Source organism: Myxococcus sp. CA056, from assembly GCF_013336715.1.
Lineage (GTDB): Bacteria > Myxococcota > Myxococcia > Myxococcales > Myxococcaceae > Myxococcus > Myxococcus llanfairpwllgwyngyllgogerychwyrndrobwllllantysiliogogogochensis.
Window position 1 is genome coordinate 283,070 of sequence record NZ_JABUMT010000010.1, and the last position, 20,130, is coordinate 303,199.

The following is a 20,130-nucleotide window of genomic DNA, read 5'->3' on the forward strand; positions in this document are numbered from 1 at the left end:
CTGGTGACGGGTGCGCGGCAGGACAACATGGTGCCCTCGAAGAACAGCATGAGCAGGAGACGCGGGGGTCCCCTGCTTGCCCGCATTCGCCGCGTCGCAATGTCAGACATCCGACACGACAGACCGTGTTTCAGCCTGCTCGCCTGCTCAGGGCCAGGCAGGCCCATCGACAAACACTCCTCGCGGGGGCGGGCGCCCGGCGGTGCGACATGGAGGGAGGCCGGGTTCGCCGCACACCCCCGCGAGAAGCAACTCACGAAACTTGAAGACACCCGCTCATGGATGATGCGGGGCCCGGCCCGAGGGAATGATGAAAGGCGCGGGTGAGTCTGGATACTCGACGACACGGACCTGCAGACCGAAGGTGCTGGCGATGAGCTCCGGACGGAGAACCTGGGCGGGAGACCCCAGCTCCACCAGCTTGCCGTCGGCCAGGACAGCGATTCGATGCGCATAACGCGCGGCCAGATTCAAATCGTGGAGCACCGCGAGCACCGCACCTCCGTCCCTCGCGAAGTGCGTCGCTTCCTCCAGGACGAGATGCTGATGCGAGAGGTCCAGGCTCGACGTCGGCTCGTCGAGCAACAGATAACGATGACCGTGCTCGGGTGCCTCCCAGAGTTGCGCGAGCACGCGCGCGAGCTGCACCCGCTGACGCTCTCCCCCTGAGAGGGAGGTGTACGGCCGCGACGACAGGTGCCGGATGTCCATCACCTCCAGCGCGGCCTGCGCCGCATCCATGTCCGCGCTTCCTTCGCCCCGCGTGGCGTGAGGGCTGCGTCCCAGCAGCGCCACCTCCAGCACGGTGAAGCCGAACCCGAGTGACGACTCCTGGGGAAGCACGCCCAGCCGCAGCGCGCGCTCCCGGGGAGGCCACTTCAACAGCGGGCGCCCATCCAGCAGCACCTCGCCCACGGTGCAGGGCAACTCCCCGGAGAAGGCCGAGAGCAGCGTGGACTTGCCCGCGCCGTTCGGCCCCACCACTGCGAGGACCTCGCCAGGCACCAGGTTCAGCGACACCGGTCCCAGCGCGCGACCCCGGCCTCGCCACACCTCGACTCCCCGTGCCTCCAGGCTCATGACATCCCCCTGCCGCGCGCCAGCATCGAGATGAAGACAGGAACGCCCAGCATGGACGTCAGCGCACCGACGGGAAGCTCCTGGGGCACCGCCGCCGTGCGCGCCAGCACATCCGCGGCGACGAGCAACGCCGAGCCCAGGAGCGCCGAAGCCCCCATCAACCGCCGGTGGTCCGGCCCGAGCGCGAGCCGCAGCAGCGCCGGAACGAGCAACCCCACGAAGCCGATGATGCCCGTGACGGACACCGCCGCGCCGACGCCCAGCGCCGCCGCGAGGATGAGCCGTCGCTTCAGCTTCTCCACGTCCACGCCCAGGTGCCATGCCTCGCGCTCTCCCAGGAGCAGCAGGTTGAGCGAGCGTGAATCCCTCAGCAGCAACACCAGCGCGATGAGCAGCGGCACCGTGGACGCCACCACCACGCTCCAGGAGGCGCCGGCCAGGCTGCCCCAGGTCCAGAAGGTGATGGTGCGAAGCTGCGCGTCGGTGGCCATTTGCGTGAGCAGGCCAATCCCCGCGCCCGCGCCCGCGCTCACCGCCACGCCCGCCAGGAGGATGCGCGCCGTCTCCGTGCGCCCACCACCCCCGCCCAGCCGCTGCGCGAGCAACGTGGCGCTCAGCGCGCCCAGGAACGCCGCGCCCGGAACCACGAGCAACCGGAACGGCCCCAGCCGCGAGCTGAGGGCCACGTCCATGACGATGGCGGCCACCGCGCCCAGGGCCGCGCCGCTGGAGGTCCCCAGGAGGCCCGGCTCCACGAGCGGGTTGCGGAACAACGCCTGGAGCGCGGCGCCGCTGGTGGCCAGCACCGCGCCCACCATCACCCCGAGCACCACTCGAGGCAGACGGATGGACAGCAGCACCGCCTGCTGCATCGGCTCCAGCCGATATCCCGTCTCCAGCCCCAACGCCTCCAGCGCACTGCCGAACAGCCCCAACAGTGGCACCCGGTACGAGCCCACCGAGAGCGACGTGAGCGTGACGACCACGAGCGCGGCGCCCAGCACGAACCACGGGCGAGGACGGCCACCAGGCACCCTCACCTGCTCCCGCGCCGGATACGTCGCGGGAGCGGGAGCCACGTCCGAAGCGCTCATGTCCCGTCCTGCGCCAGAAGTCCCATGCCGTCCTGCAAGCGCTGCACGGCCTTGCCCAGCTTGGGCCCCAGGCTCATGAAGTGGACGTCTTCGATGGTGGTCAGCTTCCAGCCCTGCACCTGGGACAGGCCAGGGACCAGCCGAAGTCCCGCCTCACCTCCAACGGCCTCCAGCGAGCTGCCGGGAAGCAGGATGATGTCGGGCGCCGCGCCAACCACGGCCTCGGCCGTCAGCGGCCGGTGACCGGTGTAGCCCGTCACGGCATTCACCCCCCCCGCCAGCCGGATGAGTTCATCGGTGGCCGTGTCCTTGCCCGCGACCATGAGGGCGTTGGCGCCCCGGGCATACAGCGCGAGGATGCGCTTGGGCTTCGCCTGCTTCGCCGACGCGGCACGAGCAGCGGCGCGCTTCAGGTCCGCCTCCAGCTCCGCGACAAGCGCCTCACCCTCGGACACCCGGCCCAGCTTCGTCGCGAGCGTCCGGATGCGCTGCCGTGCCGCATCCAGCGTGGGCAGGTTGGACAGCACCACGACTTCCATTCCCGCCGTGCGAAGCTGCTCGAGGACACCAGGAGGTCCCGCCTCCTCCGACGCCAGCAGCCACGCCGCGCCGAGCGCGAGCAGGGGCTCCGCGGCCAGCGCGCGCTGGTAGCCCACCTTCGGCCGGCTCCGGGCCACGGGCAACGCCAGGCTGGTGTCGTCCACGCCCACCACCTGCGCTCCCGCGCCGAGCGCGAACACTGTCTCGGTGACAGCGGGCCCCACTGTCACCAGCTTCGGTGCGGCGGGAGCCGGGGCCGTCTTCGCCACAGCGGGAGCAGGTGCCGCCTTCGCGGCGGAGGGTGCGGCCGGAGCAGCAGCCAGCGCGGACCGCGACAGCAGCAGCGCGGCCAGGAGCACTGTCACGCGATTCATGACGCCACCCCGGTCGCGGGCAGCGCGGCGATCAGCTCCTCCATCAGCGCCCGCCATTCAGGCTGCTCGGGGATGCCGGGCTTCCGCTTGCCGAAGAGCAGCGCGATGTTCTCACCGGCCGCGTCGAACAGCTCCAGCGAGGTGACGACGCCGTCACGCGTGGGCTTGCGGACAATCCAGGCCGTGTGGACGTGGTCCGTGCGCAGGTGCAGGTTGAAGCTCGGGTCCAACACGTTCATCCACGGGCCCATGGCGCGCACGGTGTGCACGGGGCCGGTGTGAATCTGGATGGCGCCCGGGTTGCCGACGAACACCATGATGGGCAGGCCCGAGGCCGCCACCTTCTCCAGCACCCACGTCAGCGAGGAGGTCGCCACGGGCGTGGTCAGCTCGTTCCCCACCAGCCGGAGCGCCTGGGTCCGCGCGACCTTGAAGCGGCGCAGCAGCGGGAAGAAGTCGTGCGTGTCCTGGAGCGCGCGCCAGCCGGACACCAGGCCCTCCACGTCGATGTCGCCATCGGGCCGGGGAGCCTCCGCCGCGGTGGCCGCCTCCACCGGCACCCCGCGCGACTGCTCCGCGTGGGTGTAGTCCTCCACCAGTCGCTCGAACGCGCTGACGCCGGACTCGTCCTCCAGGTAGACCTTGTGAACGGCCATGCCCGTGCCGTCGAAGAAGTGCAGGCTGCGCCGCGTGCCCTCCGGACGGACCTCTCGGAACGCGAAGCCGAAGCGCCAGCGCGTGAGGAACAGCCGCAGGTCGATGTTCTCGTCCAGCACCAGCGCGACGGCGCCGTTCACCTCGACGTTGCGGTAAAGGCCGCGCTTCTCGTGCACGGCGCTCTCGTTGCGCGTGAGCGTCATCACCTTGCCCAGCGACTCCAGGCGCGGCAACAACGTGTCGAGGCGCAGGTCCAACCGGACGACGTCTTCACCCACACCGGTGGCGAGCAACTGCGCCTCGCTCACGCCAAGTTGCTCCGCCGCGTCACGAATACGGGTGCGCGGCTGTTCCTCGCGCAGCGACTGCCAGCGCTGACGGAGGGCGGTGGGCTCGAGAGAAGACGCCGGCGAAACAGGTTGGGAAATCATGGCAGACACCAGGGGAAAGGAAGACTTCGACTTCAGTGAGACGCTTCGACAGGGAGACCGCTGGGAGAGACGCCATCCTCGAGCGCGCCAGCCGAGACGGGCGCCGTCACCTTCGTCCAGCGCAGCTTGAGCATCGCGGGCGTGCCGGCGTCGTCGTAGTAGGACAACATCTCCACCTTGAAGTACGCCTTCGAGTCGGAGCGCACGACGTACACCTGCGCGCGCGGGGACAGCTTGTGCGTCGACACGTCGTAGGCGTACCAGGCGCCGTTGGCCTGGAAGACGGTGTCCGGGTCCACGCCCTCGTCGTCGCCGTCATCCGCGTCGACCGAGTAGCCGCCCGCGGGCGCCTGGGTGAGCTGGGCGAAGTCCTGCGAGGGCAGCACCGCCACCTCCACGCCACCCGTGCCATTCACGCCGCCGCGCGAGCGGATGCCAAAGCGCTGGAACGACAGGTCCCACGTCGCGTCCGCGCTCGCGCTCACCTGCAGGCCGGTGTCCAGGTCCAGGCCCACCCAATCCGTCTTGCTCGTGGCGTCGACGACGGTGGTGATGGAGCCGTCCGTGTTGCCCACGTGGCGCACGTGCGTGCCGTTCGCCGGCACCTCGACGCCCGGCTGCTCCGGCGTGTTGTCATCGTCGTCCCCGGGCGTGGGGACCAGGTCGTCACCGCAGGCGGACAGCAGGCCAGACAGGCACAGGACCGCGGCGGCGCGGCCGAAACGGGACACGGAGAAGAAGGTGGGGCGGGACATTCAGGCTCCTTGAAGGTTCGGGGTGACTCACAGCCGGAACGAGAGGCCGGCCTGGAAGGTGCGTGGCGGAATGGGCAGGTCCGTGGGATTGCCCGCGTCGGCGAGGTTGGAGCCGAGCACGAAGAACTGGAGCGACTCGCGCGCCCTCCAGGCGATGCGGGCGTCCACCGTGACGTAGGCCTCCGACTTGTAGGGATTGGCGACGCCGTCACCATCCGTGTCCGGATAGAAGGGACGCTTGCCCACGAGCGCAGCGCGGACCCACGTCTCCAGGCCCCACTCGCGGTGACGCCACGTGGCCTGCGCGGTGAGCCGGTGGAGCGCCTGACCTTCCAGCGCCCGGTCCAGCTCCTCGTCGTGTCCGTCGGTCAGCGTGTAGGCCACCTCGCCGGACAGACGCCACGGGAAGCGCTGGCGCAAGCCCAGCTCACCGCCACGCACGCGCGCACGCGCCACGTTGACGTAGGTGAAGAGCTGCTGCTCTCCGCCCTGCTGGAGCGTGGTGCCAATCATGTCGCGCAACGCGTGCTGATACGCGCTCACCCAGATCAGCGAGGCATCCGACGGCCGAACCTCCGTGGACACACTGAAGCTGCGCGAGCGCTCCGGCTTCAGGTCCGGATTGCCGCGCACCGAGTAGCCGACGCTGGGGTTCTCGAAGTCGAGGAGCAGCTCCTGGAAGCCCGGCGCCCGGTAGCCCCAGCCATAGCTGCCTCGCACGGTGAGCCAGGACAGCGGGTCCACCTTCGCCGCGAGTCGAGGCGTGACGGCCGTACCGAACTGAGTGTCCACGTCCACGCGCGCGCCCGGGACGACCACCAGCTTGGGGCCCGTCGCCAGCGTCCAGCTGTCCTGCGCGTAGAGCGACGCGCGGCCCCGGTCGCCCTCGCCCGTCTCCAGTCGGTCCGCCACCAGCCACTCACCCAGGAACTCCGCGCCGACGACGAACGCGTGACCTTCGCCCACGCGCGCGTCGAGCTGCGTGCCCAGTCGGCCCTGCTGTTCGCGCGTGTCCTCCACCGTGTCCAGCGCGGAGGCGCGGCGCTGGTCTCTCAGGTAGCGACGCTGGAAGTGGGAATACGAACCCTCCACCCGGAGCGTCGCGCCGCTGTTCAACTTCCAGGACGGCGCCAGCCGCGAGTTGATGGACGTGTCGCGGCTCGCCCTGTCGAACACCGCGCCCGCGACGCCCAGGTCGACGCCGCGCTGGGTGCGTCGGGAGAAGCCTGCGGACCCTTCCAGTGACAGGGGACCTTCGCCCTTCAGGTCTCCGCTGGCGGAGACGTCGAAGCCCTCCAGGCTGCTGCCCGTGGTGCCGACGTCCGCGGGCTCCAAATCGTAGGACGCACGGCGCTGCAAGCCACCGCTGAGCCGCAGGCCCCAGCCCTCGCCCCGCGCCTCGCCCGTCGCATCCAGGTCCAGCCGCTCCAGCGCGCCATAGGCCACGCGCAGCTCACCGCCGAGCGGCTTGCGAGCCCGTCGCGTGATGAAGTTCACCACGCCACCCACGGCGTCACTGCCGTAGAGGACCGACGACGGCCCCTTGACGATCTCCACCTGCTCCACGTCCTCGAGCGACAGCCGGGACAGGTCCACGCTGCCGGCGACACGGCCCGCGACGCGCTCTCCATCCACCAGCACCAGCACGTACTCGGGCCCCAGGCCCTGCACCTGCAGCGACGCTCCGGCGAAGGTCTGCACCACCTCCAGGCCCGGATGCGCGGCGAGCAACTCCGACGCGTCCCGCGCGCCGCTCGCGACGATGTCCGCGCGAGTGATGACCTCGGTGGCCACGGGCGTCTCGCCCAGGCGCTCCTGGGTGCGCGACGCCGTCACCACGGTGCGCGCCACCGGCACCTCGTCTTGCGAGGCCTCGGCGGGTGTCGAAGATGCCGAGGTCGTCGAGGCCCCTGGACCCGCGACGACCTCGGCCTGCTTCGACACTTTTGCCGCATCCTCGGAAGCGCTCGACTCGGCGGAGACAGGCTCGGCCGCGACAGGCGCTTGCTCATTCAGGGACGGATTCGACGCGGGAGAAGGCTGCTCCGCCTCGGCGGACACCGCTTCACCCGGGGCCGCGGCCTGCGCCAGTTCGGGCGACGCGCGGCCCCACGCCACCTGGGGGGCGGCGCAGGCCAGCACGAGGAGACACCAACTCCCACGCATTCAACGTCCTCCGGCTCATGGCCGGTGGGACTCCACTTCCAGATGGAATCCCCGCGGGGCGCTGGGCTCAAGGGCCTCTGGCCTCAGTCAACTCTCGATACACGCCGGGCCTGGTCACGCCCGGGCACTCCCACCTGCTCAGCCGCCCGTGTTCGGCGCGCTCCCACCACCCGGCGGTCGCTCCAGCGGCACCACTCGCGTGCGGTGGCAGCGACGGCACTTCAGCTCCACACCCTCCGGCACCAACCTCGCCAGCAGACTCCCGCACAGGCACCGCAGCTCGTCCGCTCCACCGCCCTGCTGGCACCCGTCGCTCATCACCGCTCCGCTGTCTGAAACGCAACGGACGATATTGATACTCATTATCAAAGTCAAACCATTCAGACGGGCAGTGTCCTGGGGTGTACAGGGGCGGCCAGGAAGCGGACTGTCAGTGGACTTTGAGGCGGACGGCGGCTTCGCGGGGGACGCGGGGCTTGGGCGTCACCATGCGCGCGATGCCGTAATACAGCTGGTCCTCGGTGTAGACCTTGCGCACACGTCGGTGCGTCCCCGGGACGTAGGCGGGACCTGGGCGCTCCAGCCACTGGAGCACGCGCACCTCGCCGGTGAGGGCCAGGGCGGACAGCAGCTCCGGAGGGCACAGCTTGAGGTAGCGGCGCACGAGCGGGCGCAGCTTCCGGGAGAAGTCCTTGCCGAGCACGGCGTGGCGCCGGCCCGAGTGCAGGGTGCCGTCGAAGCGGCGCGACAGGTGGAAGAGCTCGTGCAGCACCGTCTCCAGGCGGGCCTGGGCGGTGGAGCCCCTGAAGAAGAGGGGCCGCAGGGTGATGCAGTAGAGCATCCGCCGGCCGCGAATGCGGATGACGGGCTTGCGCCGACCCGTGCGGTCCGTGGACTTGCCGCCCCGGAAGCACAGGGGCTTCACGGTGCCACGGGAAGCGCGGCGCGCCTCACCGGCCACCACCAGGATGCGGCCCGCCTTCACGTGGGCGAACTCCGGCAGCTTCGTCGCGATGTCCCTGATGAGGGAGCGAACCGTCTTGTTGAAGTTGGGGCGGCGTCGGACCACGAGTGGTGGACAGTCTAGCGGAAAAGCCCTTGGGGGCGGCTTCCGGGGTGCACACAATGTCTAACGTGATGCGCTCGACTTCGCCCGTCGTCCAGCTTGCCGCACTGCTCCTGGTGGGTCTGGGGTGTGCCTCGTCCTCCACCCGGCCGGCTGGTTCCGCCACCCTCACCGCACAGGACACGTCCGTCGTGTCGCAGGGACTGACAGAGGCCACCCTGCGCTACAGCGCCCATGTGTCCAGCGCCGCGCCCGGCGTGGTGGAGCGCGCCGACTACGAGCTGGTCTCCGAGGGGAAGGTGCTGAAGAAGGGAACGGTGAAGCTGGAGACACGGCTTGCACCAGGCGCTCCGGGCGACGTGTCCTTCGAGGAGCGCGCGGCCTACGTGCAGAGCGCGGAAGACCTGGCGCGGCTGAGCGCCCAGGGTGGCACGGTGCTCCTGGCACTCAGGGGCGTGCTGGTGGTGCGCTCGGGTGACTCCGAGCAGCAGGTGCCCTTCGCCGCGAGTCGCGCGGTGCGCGTGCCCCGACTGCCCACCATCGTCGTGGAGGAGCTGGATGGGGCGCGCTATTCCGCCGAGGAGGTGCAGCTCAACCTCCGGCTGGGTATCCAGAACCCCAATCCCTTCCCGCTGAAGCTCAGCGGGCTGACGTGGCAGATGGCTGTGGCGGGCAAGGCGCTGGACAGTGGAACGCTGGCCCAGTCGGACAGCGTGGATGCGTCCGCCACGGGGGTGTATCCGGTGGAGGTGGCGGTGACGAAGGACTCGTGGGGGCCGGAGGTGAAGGCCCTCATCTCCCGGGGCGTCTTGCCCTATGGGGTGACGGGGGAGCTGACCGGTCCACTGATGCGGGTGCCGTATTCACTCTCGGGCGAGGTGAAGCTGAACGTGTCCCGGTAGAGTGGGCGGTGCGTGCCCATCTATCTGTTGAGTGACGAGCACCCGGAGCTGTTCCCGCCTCCGGAGCGCGCTGACAAGAGCGGAGTGCTCGCCGTGGGCGGGGACCTGAGCCCGGAGCGGCTCCTGGCCGCGTACTCGCGCGGCATCTTCCCTTGGTTCAGTGAAGGGGACCCCATCCTCTGGCACTCGCCGGACCCGCGCTTCGTGTTGACGCCGGACACGCTGCACGTGGGCCGCAGCCTGCGCAAGACGATGGCTCGGGGTGAGTACGAGGTGCGCTACGACACGGCCTTCGCGCGCGTCATCACCGAGTGTGGCCGCGTGACGCGTCCCGGGCAGAACGGGACGTGGATTACGGACGAGATGCTGGGGGCGTATGTCGAACTGCACGAGCGGGGCTTCGCGCACTCGGTGGAGGCGTGGCAGAACGGCGAATTGAAGGGCGGGCTGTACGGCGTGTCGCTGGGCGCGGCGTTCTTCGGTGAGAGCATGTTCGCGCTGGCGCCGGATGCGTCGAAGGTCGCGTTCGTATCGTCGGTGGAGCGCTTCAAGGAATGGGGCTTCCAGCTCGTGGACTGCCAGGTGGAGACCGAGCACCTGGCGAGATTTGGCGCGGAGTCATGGCCGCGAAAGCGCTTCCTCGCCGCGCTCCACAAGGCCCTGCGCGAGCCGACGCGGCAGGGGAAATGGACCGAAGCCCCCAAGCAGTGACCTCAGTCGGTCACCGCCCAAAGGTCCACGGTGCCATCACCCCGCCCCCAGGCGACGAGCCGGCCATCGGGCGAGAAGAGCGCATCGCTCGTCTGCAGGGAATCCTGGTCGCTGATGCTGAACAACTCTTCCCCCGTATCGAAGTGATGGACACCGAAACCTTGTCCATCACGTGAGGCCGCAAGCAGGTCACCCTGGGGATTGAAGTTGAGGTTGCACGCATAGCCGCTGAAGCCATGAAGCGTCCTCACCAGTCGACGCTCGCCCACGTGCACCACGGCAACATCTTCCGTGTTGCCACCCACGACGAGAAGGGACTCCGTCGGATGGAAAGCGAGGCTCCACGTCGTCGGCGCCTCGATGGACAGTGCCACCGGGCGCGCCCCGTCGGCGATGTCCCAGAGCCAGAGGTTCTCCTTCCGCTCGTCATCCGGAGTGACGGTCGCCGCCGCGAAGCGCCCATCCGGAGACAGCGCGCACGCCGTCAGGGACACGCCCGTGTCCAGCGGTGCGAGTTCGCAGTGGGGACGCCAGGACTTCACGTCCCAAATCAGGGGCGCATCGCCATCCAACGGAATCAACAGCGCCCGCTCCCCGCCCGGAGACATGGCGAACAGGGTCACCGCATGAGCCAAATGGTGCTCACGCATCAGCGACCCATCCTTCGTGGAGAGGAGCACCAACCTCGGGCGCCAAAGCCCCGAGGGCGAGCGGTTCGCGGGAGCGACGGCCAGGACGCGCTCGGCGTCGAGAAACATCGCCGCGTTCCCTTCGAGCCGCTGCTCGTGGGCATGCAGCGGCCCCTCCGACGGCGCCCTCACGTCCCACCACCGAAGCAGTGCTCCCCTGTTGCTCAACGCGAGGAGCGCGGTGCCGTTCGGCTCGAAAGCGAGCTTCTGGCCCGAGGAGTAGGACGGAAGCCCGGGGCCGAGTTGCCCCACCTGCTTCAACCGCGAGGCGTTGGCCGGAGTGATGACCTGGAAGCGAGAGTCCATGATGGCGCTGACCGAAGGCGGCGCCATCACGGCCTGACAGGTTCCGCGAAAATCGAGGTCAGCGCTTCACCTTGCACGGAGACAGGGTGCGCTTGGTGAGGATGAGGTCCTCTTCCGTCGGACTCCCATAACGCACGGCTTTCGGCGCGGCCTTCGGCTTGGCGGCCTCGTGCATATAGAGCGAGCCCAGGTCTCGACTGAGCACGAACCTCAGCCCCGCGCTGTCGTGCAGGCCACCGAAGAACTGCGTGCCCCCGTTGCGCAACAGCGCCGGGGTGAGTGCCCCTGGAGGACGGTAGAGCAGCAGCGAGAGGTCCTCGGTGGGCCAGTCGCACGGGTCCTTCTTCCCCTTGCGCTCCATCCACGACACCGTGAAGTCGCCCACCGTGGTGCTGTCATCCCAGCTCGCGCCGATGCGTTCCCACAGTCGCATGCACTCCGGCGACTCACAGTCGCGCACGGGGATGAACTCCAACACATCCGGCGGCAGGCCTTCCCCATCCTTGCCCGTCTCGCGCTCGGTGGGCCTTCGCAGCTTGCACCCCGTGGGCTCATCCTTCTGCCGCAACGCCACCGGCGTGCCGGACAGACGCCCGGGTGGCAGCACGTCGCAGTCCACTTCAATCTCCGCCATGAGGAACGTCTTGCGGTCCACGTCCGTCGCCCCCATCCGCGCCGCCCACCAACTGACGGGCACCGCGCGACAGGCCGCCGTGTCCGCCTTGCCGAACACCCACAGCGGGATGGTCGGGTCCGGCGCGCCGAGCCGCCGCACCTCCTCCTCCGGCACTCGCTTCACCCCCGAGCGCTCCCGCTCGCGGCCCTTGAAGAAGGTGTCCTTCGATTCAGGGATGATGGCCTGGTGCACCAGCCAACCCGAACCCTCCATGCCCACCTGCGCGCGCGGCGTGAAGGGCACCAGGTCCGGGCGCTTCGGACAGCCCCGCTCCGGCTCGGTGGGCGCGGTGAGCACCACCTCGCCATCATCGAACTGGGCACTCGCCCCCAGCGGCGCGAGCAGCGTCAGGCTCAGCACCAGTGAAGTCGACCGCATCTTGAATCGCATCGGCTCCTCCAGAAGACCCCGGCGCCGTGACGCACGAACCCGCCACGCCCGGGCCGGAAACACGCGCCGTCATACCTCATGCCGGCCTTCTCACGGCACACCCTGAAACGTCCCCAGCGTCGACCCTTCCCACGCGGATACCTGCCGCATGCGGACGCGACAGGCGAAGCGCCGGCCGTCGCGATATGAACACCTCCGCGTCCCTCCGACGCGGACACACCCCACCCCCATCAGGATGAGCTCCATGCGTGCCCTGTTGACGCTGGCCGCGGTGACCCTGGCCCTGACGGCCTGCAGCAACGACAAGCAGACACCGATGCCCGGCCCCCCGTCGGGCGGCTCGGACGAGGGCGACTGGAAGGACATGGGCGCCTTCGCCGCATGCAAGGTGGACACGGCCTCCAATGCCTGCGGAAGCCAGGGCAGCTTCGATGCGAGCGGCTGCACTCCTGGAGGGCTCGCGACGCTGGAGCTGGACGGCGTCTATACCCTTCACGTCCGCGCGAGGAATCCTCGCTACGGAAACACCTACAGCTTCGCGCCCCTGTCCATGAGGCTGGCCCCCACCGGCCCCCAGTCCGCCGGTGGACTGAACCTGGACACGCGACTGGTGGGTGTGGCTGGCGGCAACATCTTCCTCTCCGCCTCGCGCACGGAAGGCACGAACGGTGTCCGTCGCCGCTCGTTCCTGGGCTGCCAGTCTCCAGAGCCCGGACGGCTGCAGGGTTGCTTCGTGGAATGCCTCAACGGACGAGTGGAGGGCGAGGGGACCTTCGACGCGAAGAAGGTCACCGTCCCCACGGACGAACCGGAGTCCTCCGGTCTGGAACGGGTGTCCGAGACGCCCGTGACACCGGGACTGCCCGTCGACGTGTACGTCACTCACGGGCACGCCTACGTCGTCTCGCTCGGCGGAGGCCTCTTCGTCTACGACGTGAGGGACCCGGCTCACCCCGTGCTGACCGAGCACATCCAGCGCACCAATGACACGTACTGGAACGGCGTCTGGTCCCACGGCGATGCGCTCTATGTCGCCAGCGGCGTGCGCGGGGTCATCGTCTTCGACCTGACCGACCCCGCCCATCCCGTGGAGGCGTTCGCGACGGGCGGAACGCGCACCAACGTGCACACCGTGTTCGTGTACGAGAACACGCTGCTCGCCGCCTCGCCCGCGCCCACCGGAGAGGTGCTTGTCTACGACGTCACCACCCCCCTGTCTCCACGGCTGACGGGCGCCTTCCAGGCCGCGGGCTTCGACGCCGCGAGTTCCTACGGGCCGCACGACATGTTCGCCTTCGAGGGGAGGCTCTACGTCAACTTCTGGCGCGCTGGCTATGTCATCGGCGCGCTGGAGCAGAGCGGGACGCCCCGGCAGCTCGGCTCCTACCGCTACGCGCACTCCACCAGCCACGCGAGCGCCGTCGCGCGATACGGCGAGCGCATCATCGCCTTCGAGGGCGGCGAGGACTGGGGCGCGCATCTGCGCGTGCTCGACGTCACGGACCCGGCCTCCGTGAAGCTCCTCGGCGAGCACCGGATGCGGGAGCACATCTCCATCCACAACATGGTGCTGTCCGGCACGAAGCTCTACGTCGCCTGGTACCACGAGGGCGTGCGCGTGCTGGATGTGTCCACTCCGGAGGCTCCGCGCGAGGTGGCCCACTACCGCACCTTCCGGCCGGACGACGCGGGGCGGGGCGAGAGCTTCTACGACGGCGCCCTCGGCATCCGCGTGCCGGGCGACGGCTACATCTACACGGTGGACTCGTCGCGCGGGCTCATCATCCTGCGAGAGACAGCGCCCTAGCCTCCGCGCTTCTTGCGCGGCGGCTTCTTCGGAGGCGGAGAGAGAATCTCCACCTCCACTGGCGGCTCCACCTGGACAGCGGGGCCAGCGTCCGGCACCGCCGCGGCCGGCTCCGGCGCCTTCAGCTCCACCCGGTCTTCCAGTGGCACGCGGCCCACCGAGCGGCGGAACAGCTCCCACAGCGCCCGGTGCCAGTCCTCGCGGCTCGCGGTGCCCGTCACTACCAGGCCCGCGCCGCTGTAGTTCGCCGTCAGGCCCAGCGGCTGGAGCGCGGCGACCACCGAGGACAGCTGCTCCTGGAGCGCCGGCACCTCGAAGGTCAGCTCCAGCTCGCGCGCCACATACGCGTCCGTGCGCAGCACCTCCAACAGCGCCGCGCGGCACGCGGCGTCCTTCACCGTGGCAGTGAGCGAGCGCTCCGCGCCCTGCGTGGCCTTCAGGTCCGGACAGGCCTTGCGCGCGGAGGCCAGCTTGGACGAGACGTCCTCCGGAGGCGGATTTCCCACCGTGAGGCGCCACACCGCGAAGCGCCCCTCCGCGAACAGCAGGAGGAGCGTGCGCCCTTCCTTCTGACCGGTGAGCAACAGTTCGTTGGTGCCCGGAAGCACCTCCGCGGTGGCGACGGAGGCGTCCTCCACCTCCACCCAGTCCACGGCCGCCAGCTTCTGGAAGCGCTCCTTGCCCGCCTCCAGGGGTAGGACCATGTCCACCGGCCACGCGCCAGCCACGGCGGGGACGAGAAGGGCCAGGAGTGCGCCAAGGAAATACATGCGAGCGGGCATGAGGGCTCCGGCGGGGTGGAACGGACCCTTAGCACGGGATAAGAACGGGCCTCTATGCCTACCTGGGCCCTCTGGGTCGCCTGCCTGGCGCTGTGCTTCGTCAGGTCTTTGGTCGCCGCGGCGGAGTCCGCGCTTTACGGAACCTCCGACCTGCGCGCCCAGGAGTTGGCGGAACAGCACAAAGGCGCGTCGAGCCGACGCGTCCTCCGCCACAAGACGGAGCGCGAGGCCACCGCCACCGCGCTGCGACTGGGCACGTTGCTGAGCGGCTTCCTCGCCGCCGCCATCGGCGCCTTCGTCCCACCGCGCATGCTGGACTTGACGCGTTACGGCGAGGCCGCCTGGTTGCCGGTGGCCACGGTCGCCGCGGGCGCGCTCTTCGTCGGTGTGCTGGCAAGCCTCATGGAAGTCACCATGCGCGGGCTCGCCAATGCCAACCCGGAGCGTTGGGCGCTGCGGCTGTCCGGCGTCGTGTCGCTGCTGGTGGCGGTGCTGTATCCGCCGATGCGCTTCGTCTTGGGGGTGCTCAACCTGGTGGCCCGCACGTTCGGCCGCACGTTGCGCTTCGAGCCCCCGCCCCCGCCGCTGGAGGAGCTGGAGAAGCTCCTGGCCGCGCAGGCGGCGAAGAACGAGGTCGACAAGAGCGCCCCGCAGCTCATCCGCTCCATCTTCGAGCTGTCCGACAAGCGCTGCCGCGACGTCATGGTGCCGCGCACGGAAGTCGTCACGGTGGACAGCACCATCTCCTCCGAGGACCTGCTGCGGCTGCTCGCCGAGGAGAACCACTCGCGCATCCCCGTGTACCGGGACGACGTGGACCACATCATCGGCGTGCTGCATGCGCGCGACATCATCCCGCTGCTCCAGCACCCGGAGCTCATCGTCCTGCAGGACATCATCCGCCCCGCGCACTTCGTGCCGTGGATGAAGCCCATCGGAGACCTGCTGCGGGACATGCAGAAGCGCAAGATTCACATGGCCATCGTCGTCGACGAGTACGGCGGCTTCATGGGCATCGTGACGCTGGAGGACATCCTGCGCGAAATCGTCGGCGACATCGGCGACGAGTTCGAGGTGGAGGAGAAGCTGGTCGAGAAGATGGCGGACGGCAGCTTCATGGTGGACGCCGCGATGGAGGTGGACCGCTTCACGCAGGCGTTCGGCTTCCCCCTGCCCGAGGGCGACTTCGACACGCTGGGCGGCTACCTGTCGTCACTGGCCGGACATCTGCCCGACGTGGGCGAGCGCTTCACCTACAACGGCTGGCAGTTCGTCGTCGCCAACAAGGAAGGCGCCCGCATCGACCGCGTGCGCATGTCCCGGCTCAAGAGCAGCACGCCCGGCAAGGAGCCCCGCGCCAAGGAGACTCGCGCGGAGGCTCCGGCCGCCAAGTCCTGAGCGGCTCAGTCGCTCGCGCCCTCGAGCGGCGGCACATGCGTCAGCTTCTGCGAGCCCTGCACCCGGAAGGGCGCGCGCCTCTCCGTGCGCCCGAAGCGCAGCACCACACCACCGCGCACGCGCACCGGCACCGGCGCTTCTCCCGTGACGGCGATGACGCGCTCAGCGGCCAGCGGGAAGAGCACGCGCAGCGGAGCCTCCCCATCGGGAGGCAGCGCCGCGTCCACGTGCTGCTGCCCCGAGGCCACCCGCCGTCCGTCCACCCACAGCTCGAAGTCCACCGACGTGAGGGTGGCCGCGTCCGAAGAGGGGTTCTTCACCTGGAGCCCCACGTCGAGCACCCCCGAGCCGTCCGCATGGAAGTCCACGCTCAGCGACTCGACCCGCACCGCGTCGTCATACGCGCGCGGCTGGAAGGGCACCGAGCCCAGGCACCCCGAAGACAGGAGGGCGCCCGCCAGCAGCGCCAGCAGCTCGCGACGCTCTCGCATCAGCCGCCCAGCAGGGGCTGGAGCGCCTCCACCGTGAGGGGCCAGCCCGCGCGGCGGGACAGCGCCTCCAGCGCCTTGATGAACTCCGCCGCCGACTGGAAGCGCCGCACCCGGTCCGCGAAGAGCGCCTTGCGCACCACCTGCACCGCGTAGTCCGGCAGGTCCGACGTCACCGACGACAAGAGCGGCACCCGCGCGTCGCGCACCTGGTGCATCAGGTCCGACTCGTTCTCCCCGGAGTGCAGCCGCCGGCTGGCGAACAGCTCCCACAGGATGACGCCCACCGCATACAGGTCCGTGCGCGCATCCACCACCTGCCCCAGCACCTGCTCGGGACTCATGTACGGCAGCGTGCCGCGCAGCGCTCCGGAATCACCGCGCATCATCCCCTCGACCTCCGCCACGCCGAAGTCCGTCACCTTCACGTCGCCGTTGATGCCCAACAGCACGTTGGCCGGATTCACGTCGCGATGGACGATGGTGGCGCCGTTCTCCCCCACCTTCGCCCGGTGGATGTAGTCGAGCGCCTTGAGCATGCACCAGGCGATGTAGCAGGCGGACTCGGGCGGCATCGCCGCGCCGGCCTTGAGCAACAGCTCCTGCATGTAGCCGAGCGTCCGGCCACTCACGAGCTCCTGCACCATGAGGTAGTCCGGCCCCGCCTTGAACAGGCGGAACGTCCGGACGATGTGCGCGTGCCGTAAGCGCACCGTCAGCTTCGCCTCGTCGACGAAGGCCTTCACATAGGCCGTGTCGTTGCGAAACGACGGATGCAGTCGCTTGATGACGACTTCGTCCGGCTCGCCCGGCGAGCGCTGCGTCGTGGACCGGGCTTTCGCCTGGTACACCTCCGCCATGCCGCCGACAGCCAACCGGCCGACTACCTCATAACCACCCAGGTCCGGAGCTTCCGCCACGGCACAAGCCTACTGCGATTTTCCGTCCGCACCCATTATTCAGCAACGAGGGCTGAATACAGCGCCTCGTACCGGGTGGCGGACGCATCCCAGGAAAAGTCCTTCTCCATGCCTCGACGCCGGAAATCCCCGAGCCGGAGCGGGTCCGCGTAGAGGGAGAGGGCCCTGCGGAAGGCGGCCAGGAGGGCGGCCCGGTGGAAGGCCTCGAAGAGGATTCCGTTGCCGTCCAGCCCCCCCTCCACGGTGTCCACCAGCCCTCCGGTGGCCCGGACGATGGGCACCGTCCCGTAGCGCAGGGAGTACATCTGATTCAGGCCGCACGGCTCATACCGGCTGGGCATCAGGAAGAAGTCCGCCCCGGCCTCCACCAGATGTGACAGCGCCGGGTCGAAGCCCAGGTGCACGGACACCTGCTTCGGGTAACGCTCTTGCAACGCGTGCATCCCCTCTTCCAGGGGACCCTCGCCACTGCCCACGCCCACGAAGCGGATGTCCGCCTGGAGCGCGGTGGGCAGCGCGTCCAAGAGCAGGTCCATGCCCTTCTGCCACGCCAGCCGGCTGACGATGGCGAACACCGGCGCATCCCCCTCCGGCAACCCGAAGCGCCTGAGCAGTTCGCGCTTGCACGCCGCCTTGCCCGCGAGCTCCCGGGGGCCGAAGCGCTCCGGGAGGAACGGGTCCGTGGCCGGGTTCCACTCGTGCGTGTCCACCCCGTTGAGGATGCCGTGCAACCGATGGGAGCGGCGGCGAAGCAGGCCGTCCAGCCCGTAGCCCTGCTCGGGCGTCTGGATTTCACGCGCGTACGTGGGGGACACCGTGGTGAGCGCGTCGGCGAAGACGAGGCCGCCCTTGAGCAGGTTGACGGTGTCGTAGAACTCAAGCCCCCCCTCGGAGGTGAACAGGTCCCACGGCAACCCGAGGTCCGCCATCACGCCCTTGGGGAACTGGCCCTGGTACGCGAGGTTGTGGATGGTGAACACGCTCCTGGCGGAGGCCAGCGCGGTGGACTGGAAGCCGCGCCGCAGCGCCACCGGGACGAGCCCCGTCTGCCAGTCGTTGGCGTGGATGATGTCCGGCACGAAACCCAACCGCTGGGCGGCCTGGAGCGCGCCCACGGACAGGTAGGCGAAGCGCCGGGCGTTGTCGCCGAACTCGCCCAACGCATCGCCGTACAGGCCGTGGCGGTTGCCGAAGAAGAACTCGTTCTCCAGGAAGAGGACCTCCAGTCGCTCCGACATCCGCGCGGAGAGGATGGGGCCGCCCTGCTCTCCGAAGGGGAAGCGAAGCTGGAGCGACTGGCCCGTGGGAGACAGGCGCCCAGCGTCCCGCAAATCCCGGTAGCGCGGGGTGACGACCTTGACGTCATGGCCCAGCGACGCGAGCGCGACGGGCAGCGCGCCGGCCACGTCCCCCAGCCCTCCCGTCTTGGAGAAGGGCGCCACCTCCGAGGAGATGAAGAGAATCTTCATGTGGCAACCATGACGGTTGCACGGGATGAGTCAACCGCGAACGTGCGCGCCCTTTCCCCGTCCCTTATGTTGCGCCCGTGCTGATACCTCCCGACCCCATCCAGCGATTCTCGGACCTGTTCGAGCGCGCCAAACAGGCCATTCCGGTGGACCCCAACGCGGTGGTGGTGGCCACCGTGGGCGCCGACGGTCGCCCCAGCGCGCGCGTGGTGTTGCTCAAGGACTTCGACTCGCGCGGCTTCGTGTTCTTCACCAACCACGAGAGCCGCAAGGGTCGCGAGCTGCTCGCCCATCCCTTCGCCGCGCTGTGCTTCTACTGGCAGCCGCTGGAGGAGCAGGTCCGCGTGGAGGGCCGCGTGGAGATTGTCTCCGACGAGGAGGCGGATGCGTACTTCAAGAGCCGCGCGCGCGGCAGCCAGGTGGGCGCGTGGGCCAGCCTCCAGAGCCAGCGGCTTGGCTCGCGCGACGAGTTGGAGACGCGCGTGGAGGACGTGGAGAAGCGCTACGCCGGAGCCGAGGTGCCCCGGCCTCCGCACTGGTCCGGCTTCCGCGTGGTGCCGGACCGCATCGAGTTCTGGCACTCGCGCCAAAGTCGCCTGCACGACCGACACGTCTACCTGCGCGAGCCGGATGGCTGGCACGCGCAGATGCTCTATCCGTGACGCGTCCGGCGTCCCGCGTCGGTTACCAGGGCACCTCTTCGCCCTGGTAGTCGAAGAAGCGGCCGCTGTGCTCGGCGCGCAGCCCGTCGATGATGTTCAGCATGCCGCGCACCGAGTCGCCCGGTGGCAGCGGCGCGTCCGGGCCGCCCATGTCCGTCTTTACCCAGCCGGGATGCAGCAACACGGAGACGATGCCCTGGCCACGCAAGTCATTGGACAGGTTGCGCACGCCCATGTTCAGCGCGACCTTGGACATCCGATAGGCATACGCGCCGCCCTCGCTGTTCCCCGCGAGCGAGCCCATGCGAGACGTGACGTGCGCCACCTTGCGCGCGACACCACGCAGCAGTGCGGGCAACAACGCGCTGGTGACACGCAAGGGCCCCAGCGCGTTGACGGCGAACGTGCGCACCACGTCCGCGTAGTCCACGTCCGTCAAGGCGCACCACAGCCCCGGGACTCCCGCGTTGTTGATGAGCACATCCACCGGCTCGGCGCACACCGCCGAGGCGAAAGTCCTGACGCTGCGCTCCTCGGCCACGTCGAGCGGATGAAGACGCAGGCGCCCCGCACTGCCCCGTTTCAAGGGCTCCAGTCGCTGAAGTCCCTCCTCGGTGCGCACCCCGGCGTCGACGATGTCGCCGCGCTCGAGGAGCTGGTGGACAAACTCGAAACCAATGCCCCTGCTCGCTCCGGTGATGACGTAGCGCATACCCTTCATTAACGCGCCGAATGGTTGTCCTTGGCAAAACACGCGATGTTGTTGA

At 69.3% G+C, this 20,130-nt stretch carries 20 protein-coding genes; 5 read left to right on the top strand and 15 right to left on the bottom strand.

What is annotated here, in order from left to right:
• Positions 1-276: 276 nt before the first annotated feature.
• From HUA76_RS32055 to HUA76_RS32090, 8 genes are all read right to left on the bottom strand, one after another.
• Entirely contained in the window at positions 277-1,080 is an 804-nt protein-coding gene (locus HUA76_RS32055; RefSeq protein WP_174454727.1) for a heme ABC transporter ATP-binding protein, read from the bottom strand.
• Positions 1,077-2,174: an iron ABC transporter permease gene (locus tag HUA76_RS32060; protein ID WP_174454726.1), complete on the bottom strand. Its 1,098-nt coding sequence runs from the start codon at positions 2,172-2,174 to the stop codon at positions 1,077-1,079. Before HUA76_RS32060 ends, HUA76_RS32055 begins: the two co-directional genes overlap by 4 nt.
• Positions 2,171-3,088: a hemin ABC transporter substrate-binding protein gene (locus HUA76_RS32065; protein WP_174462957.1), complete on the bottom strand. Its 918-nt coding sequence runs from the start codon at positions 3,086-3,088 to the stop codon at positions 2,171-2,173. The genes HUA76_RS32060 and HUA76_RS32065 overlap by 4 nt, the downstream gene beginning before the upstream one ends.
• The gene (locus tag HUA76_RS32070) at positions 3,085-4,176 is read right to left on the bottom strand and encodes a hemin-degrading factor (RefSeq protein WP_174462958.1); all 1,092 of its coding nucleotides are present in this window, start codon (positions 4,174-4,176) and stop codon (positions 3,085-3,087) included. The genes HUA76_RS32065 and HUA76_RS32070 overlap by 4 nt, the downstream gene beginning before the upstream one ends.
• 32 nt (positions 4,177-4,208) lie before the next feature.
• A complete protein-coding gene (locus HUA76_RS32075; protein WP_174454723.1) occupies positions 4,209-4,931 on the bottom strand; it encodes an HmuY family protein in 723 nt (240 codons plus the stop codon).
• Positions 4,932-4,958: 27 nt separating this feature from the next.
• Entirely contained in the window at positions 4,959-7,097 is a 2,139-nt protein-coding gene (locus HUA76_RS32080) for a TonB-dependent siderophore receptor (RefSeq protein ID WP_254614614.1), read from the bottom strand.
• A 138-nt stretch (positions 7,098-7,235) separates the two neighbouring features.
• Positions 7,236-7,415, bottom strand: a complete 180-nt coding sequence (locus HUA76_RS32085) for a hypothetical protein (RefSeq protein ID WP_174454862.1) — start codon at positions 7,413-7,415, stop codon at positions 7,236-7,238.
• 112 nt (positions 7,416-7,527) lie between these two features.
• Positions 7,528-8,166, bottom strand: coding sequence for a hypothetical protein (locus tag HUA76_RS32090; RefSeq protein ID WP_141641931.1), 639 nt, complete (start codon positions 8,164-8,166; stop codon positions 7,528-7,530).
• A gap of 56 nt (positions 8,167-8,222) precedes the next feature.
• Between HUA76_RS32090 and HUA76_RS32095 the strand changes: the two genes are divergently transcribed.
• Together HUA76_RS32095 and aat are read left to right on the top strand one after the other, a co-directional pair.
• Positions 8,223-9,065 carry an LEA type 2 family protein gene (locus HUA76_RS32095; protein ID WP_174462959.1) on the top strand — a complete coding sequence of 281 codons (843 nt, stop codon included), beginning with the start codon at positions 8,223-8,225 and terminating at the stop codon, positions 9,063-9,065.
• 12 nt (positions 9,066-9,077) lie between these two features.
• The gene (gene aat, locus HUA76_RS32100; RefSeq protein ID WP_174462960.1) at positions 9,078-9,776 is read left to right on the top strand and encodes a leucyl/phenylalanyl-tRNA--protein transferase; all 699 of its coding nucleotides are present in this window, start codon (positions 9,078-9,080) and stop codon (positions 9,774-9,776) included.
• A 2-nt stretch (positions 9,777-9,778) separates the two neighbouring features.
• On the opposite strand, the gene HUA76_RS32105 is transcribed toward aat, so the two are convergent.
• Positions 9,779-10,771: a WD40 repeat domain-containing protein gene (locus tag HUA76_RS32105; protein ID WP_174462961.1), complete on the bottom strand. Its 993-nt coding sequence runs from the start codon at positions 10,769-10,771 to the stop codon at positions 9,779-9,781.
• Positions 10,772-10,829: 58 nt separating this feature from the next.
• The gene (locus HUA76_RS32110; RefSeq protein ID WP_174454719.1) at positions 10,830-11,837 is read right to left on the bottom strand and encodes a hypothetical protein; all 1,008 of its coding nucleotides are present in this window, start codon (positions 11,835-11,837) and stop codon (positions 10,830-10,832) included.
• Between the two features lie 244 nt (positions 11,838-12,081).
• On the opposite strand from HUA76_RS32110, the gene HUA76_RS32115 reads away from it, so the two are divergent.
• Positions 12,082-13,644 (top strand): LVIVD repeat-containing protein, encoded by a 1,563-nt coding sequence (locus HUA76_RS32115; RefSeq protein ID WP_254614615.1) that lies wholly within the window; start codon positions 12,082-12,084, stop codon positions 13,642-13,644.
• Here HUA76_RS32115 and HUA76_RS32120 read toward each other — a convergent pair.
• Positions 13,641-14,426: a pilus assembly protein N-terminal domain-containing protein gene (locus HUA76_RS32120; RefSeq protein ID WP_174462963.1), complete on the bottom strand. Its 786-nt coding sequence runs from the start codon at positions 14,424-14,426 to the stop codon at positions 13,641-13,643. The two genes, HUA76_RS32115 and HUA76_RS32120, sit on opposite strands and share 4 nt — an antisense overlap.
• Positions 14,427-14,480: 54 nt before the next feature.
• On the opposite strand from HUA76_RS32120, the gene HUA76_RS32125 reads away from it, so the two are divergent.
• Positions 14,481-15,824 carry a hemolysin family protein gene (locus tag HUA76_RS32125; RefSeq protein WP_174462964.1) on the top strand — a complete coding sequence of 448 codons (1,344 nt, stop codon included), beginning with the start codon at positions 14,481-14,483 and terminating at the stop codon, positions 15,822-15,824.
• A 5-nt stretch (positions 15,825-15,829) separates the two neighbouring features.
• Here the strand turns inward: HUA76_RS32125 and HUA76_RS32130 are convergent, their stop codons facing one another.
• The 3 genes from HUA76_RS32130 to glgA are packed head-to-tail and all read right to left on the bottom strand — an operon-like array spanning position 15,830 to position 18,701.
• Positions 15,830-16,315: an LEA type 2 family protein gene (locus tag HUA76_RS32130; RefSeq protein WP_141641939.1), complete on the bottom strand. Its 486-nt coding sequence runs from the start codon at positions 16,313-16,315 to the stop codon at positions 15,830-15,832.
• Complete coding sequence (locus HUA76_RS32135; RefSeq protein WP_174462965.1) at positions 16,315-17,232, bottom strand: serine/threonine-protein kinase; 918 nt, start codon at positions 17,230-17,232, stop codon at positions 16,315-16,317. Before HUA76_RS32135 ends, HUA76_RS32130 begins: the two co-directional genes overlap by 1 nt.
• A gap of 35 nt (positions 17,233-17,267) precedes the next feature.
• Positions 17,268-18,701 carry a glycogen synthase GlgA gene (glgA, locus tag HUA76_RS32140; RefSeq protein WP_174462966.1) on the bottom strand — a complete coding sequence of 478 codons (1,434 nt, stop codon included), beginning with the start codon at positions 18,699-18,701 and terminating at the stop codon, positions 17,268-17,270.
• A 77-nt stretch (positions 18,702-18,778) separates the two neighbouring features.
• Between glgA and pdxH the strand changes: the two genes are divergently transcribed.
• A complete protein-coding gene (pdxH, locus tag HUA76_RS32145; RefSeq protein WP_174462967.1) occupies positions 18,779-19,363 on the top strand; it encodes a pyridoxamine 5'-phosphate oxidase in 585 nt (194 codons plus the stop codon).
• A gap of 22 nt (positions 19,364-19,385) precedes the next feature.
• Here pdxH and HUA76_RS32150 read toward each other — a convergent pair whose 3' ends face one another.
• Positions 19,386-20,084 carry an SDR family oxidoreductase gene (locus HUA76_RS32150; RefSeq protein ID WP_254614616.1) on the bottom strand — a complete coding sequence of 233 codons (699 nt, stop codon included), beginning with the start codon at positions 20,082-20,084 and terminating at the stop codon, positions 19,386-19,388.
• Positions 20,085-20,130 lie beyond the last annotated feature (46 nt).

Bases quoted from the DNA above. Each gene is read 5' to 3' on its own strand.
- HUA76_RS32095 (WP_174462959.1), top strand. From the start codon at position 8,223: ATGTCTAACGTGATGCGCTCGACTTCGCCCGTCGTCCAGCTTGCCGCA.
- HUA76_RS32060 (WP_174454726.1), bottom strand. From the start codon at position 2,174: ATGAGCGCTTCGGACGTGGCTCCCGCTCCCGCGACGTATCCGGCGCGG.
- HUA76_RS32130 (WP_141641939.1), bottom strand. From the start codon at position 16,315: ATGCGAGAGCGTCGCGAGCTGCTGGCGCTGCTGGCGGGCGCCCTCCTG.
- HUA76_RS32055 (WP_174454727.1), bottom strand. From the start codon at position 1,080: ATGAGCCTGGAGGCACGGGGAGTCGAGGTGTGGCGAGGCCGGGGTCGC.
- HUA76_RS32110 (WP_174454719.1), bottom strand. From the start codon at position 11,837: ATGCGATTCAAGATGCGGTCGACTTCACTGGTGCTGAGCCTGACGCTG.
- HUA76_RS32075 (WP_174454723.1), bottom strand. From the start codon at position 4,931: ATGTCCCGCCCCACCTTCTTCTCCGTGTCCCGTTTCGGCCGCGCCGCC.
- HUA76_RS32125 (WP_174462964.1), top strand. From the start codon at position 14,481: ATGCCTACCTGGGCCCTCTGGGTCGCCTGCCTGGCGCTGTGCTTCGTC.
- glgA (WP_174462966.1), bottom strand. From the start codon at position 18,701: ATGAAGATTCTCTTCATCTCCTCGGAGGTGGCGCCCTTCTCCAAGACG.
- HUA76_RS32070 (WP_174462958.1), bottom strand. From the start codon at position 4,176: ATGATTTCCCAACCTGTTTCGCCGGCGTCTTCTCTCGAGCCCACCGCC.
- HUA76_RS32105 (WP_174462961.1), bottom strand. From the start codon at position 10,771: ATGGACTCTCGCTTCCAGGTCATCACTCCGGCCAACGCCTCGCGGTTG.
- HUA76_RS32115 (WP_254614615.1), top strand. From the start codon at position 12,082: ATGCGTGCCCTGTTGACGCTGGCCGCGGTGACCCTGGCCCTGACGGCC.
- HUA76_RS32150 (WP_254614616.1), bottom strand. From the start codon at position 20,084: ATGAAGGGTATGCGCTACGTCATCACCGGAGCGAGCAGGGGCATTGGT.
- HUA76_RS32120 (WP_174462963.1), bottom strand. From the start codon at position 14,426: ATGCCCGCTCGCATGTATTTCCTTGGCGCACTCCTGGCCCTTCTCGTC.
- HUA76_RS32085 (WP_174454862.1), bottom strand. From the start codon at position 7,415: ATGAGCGACGGGTGCCAGCAGGGCGGTGGAGCGGACGAGCTGCGGTGC.
- HUA76_RS32065 (WP_174462957.1), bottom strand. From the start codon at position 3,088: ATGAATCGCGTGACAGTGCTCCTGGCCGCGCTGCTGCTGTCGCGGTCC.
- HUA76_RS32080 (WP_254614614.1), bottom strand. From the start codon at position 7,097: ATGCGTGGGAGTTGGTGTCTCCTCGTGCTGGCCTGCGCCGCCCCCCAG.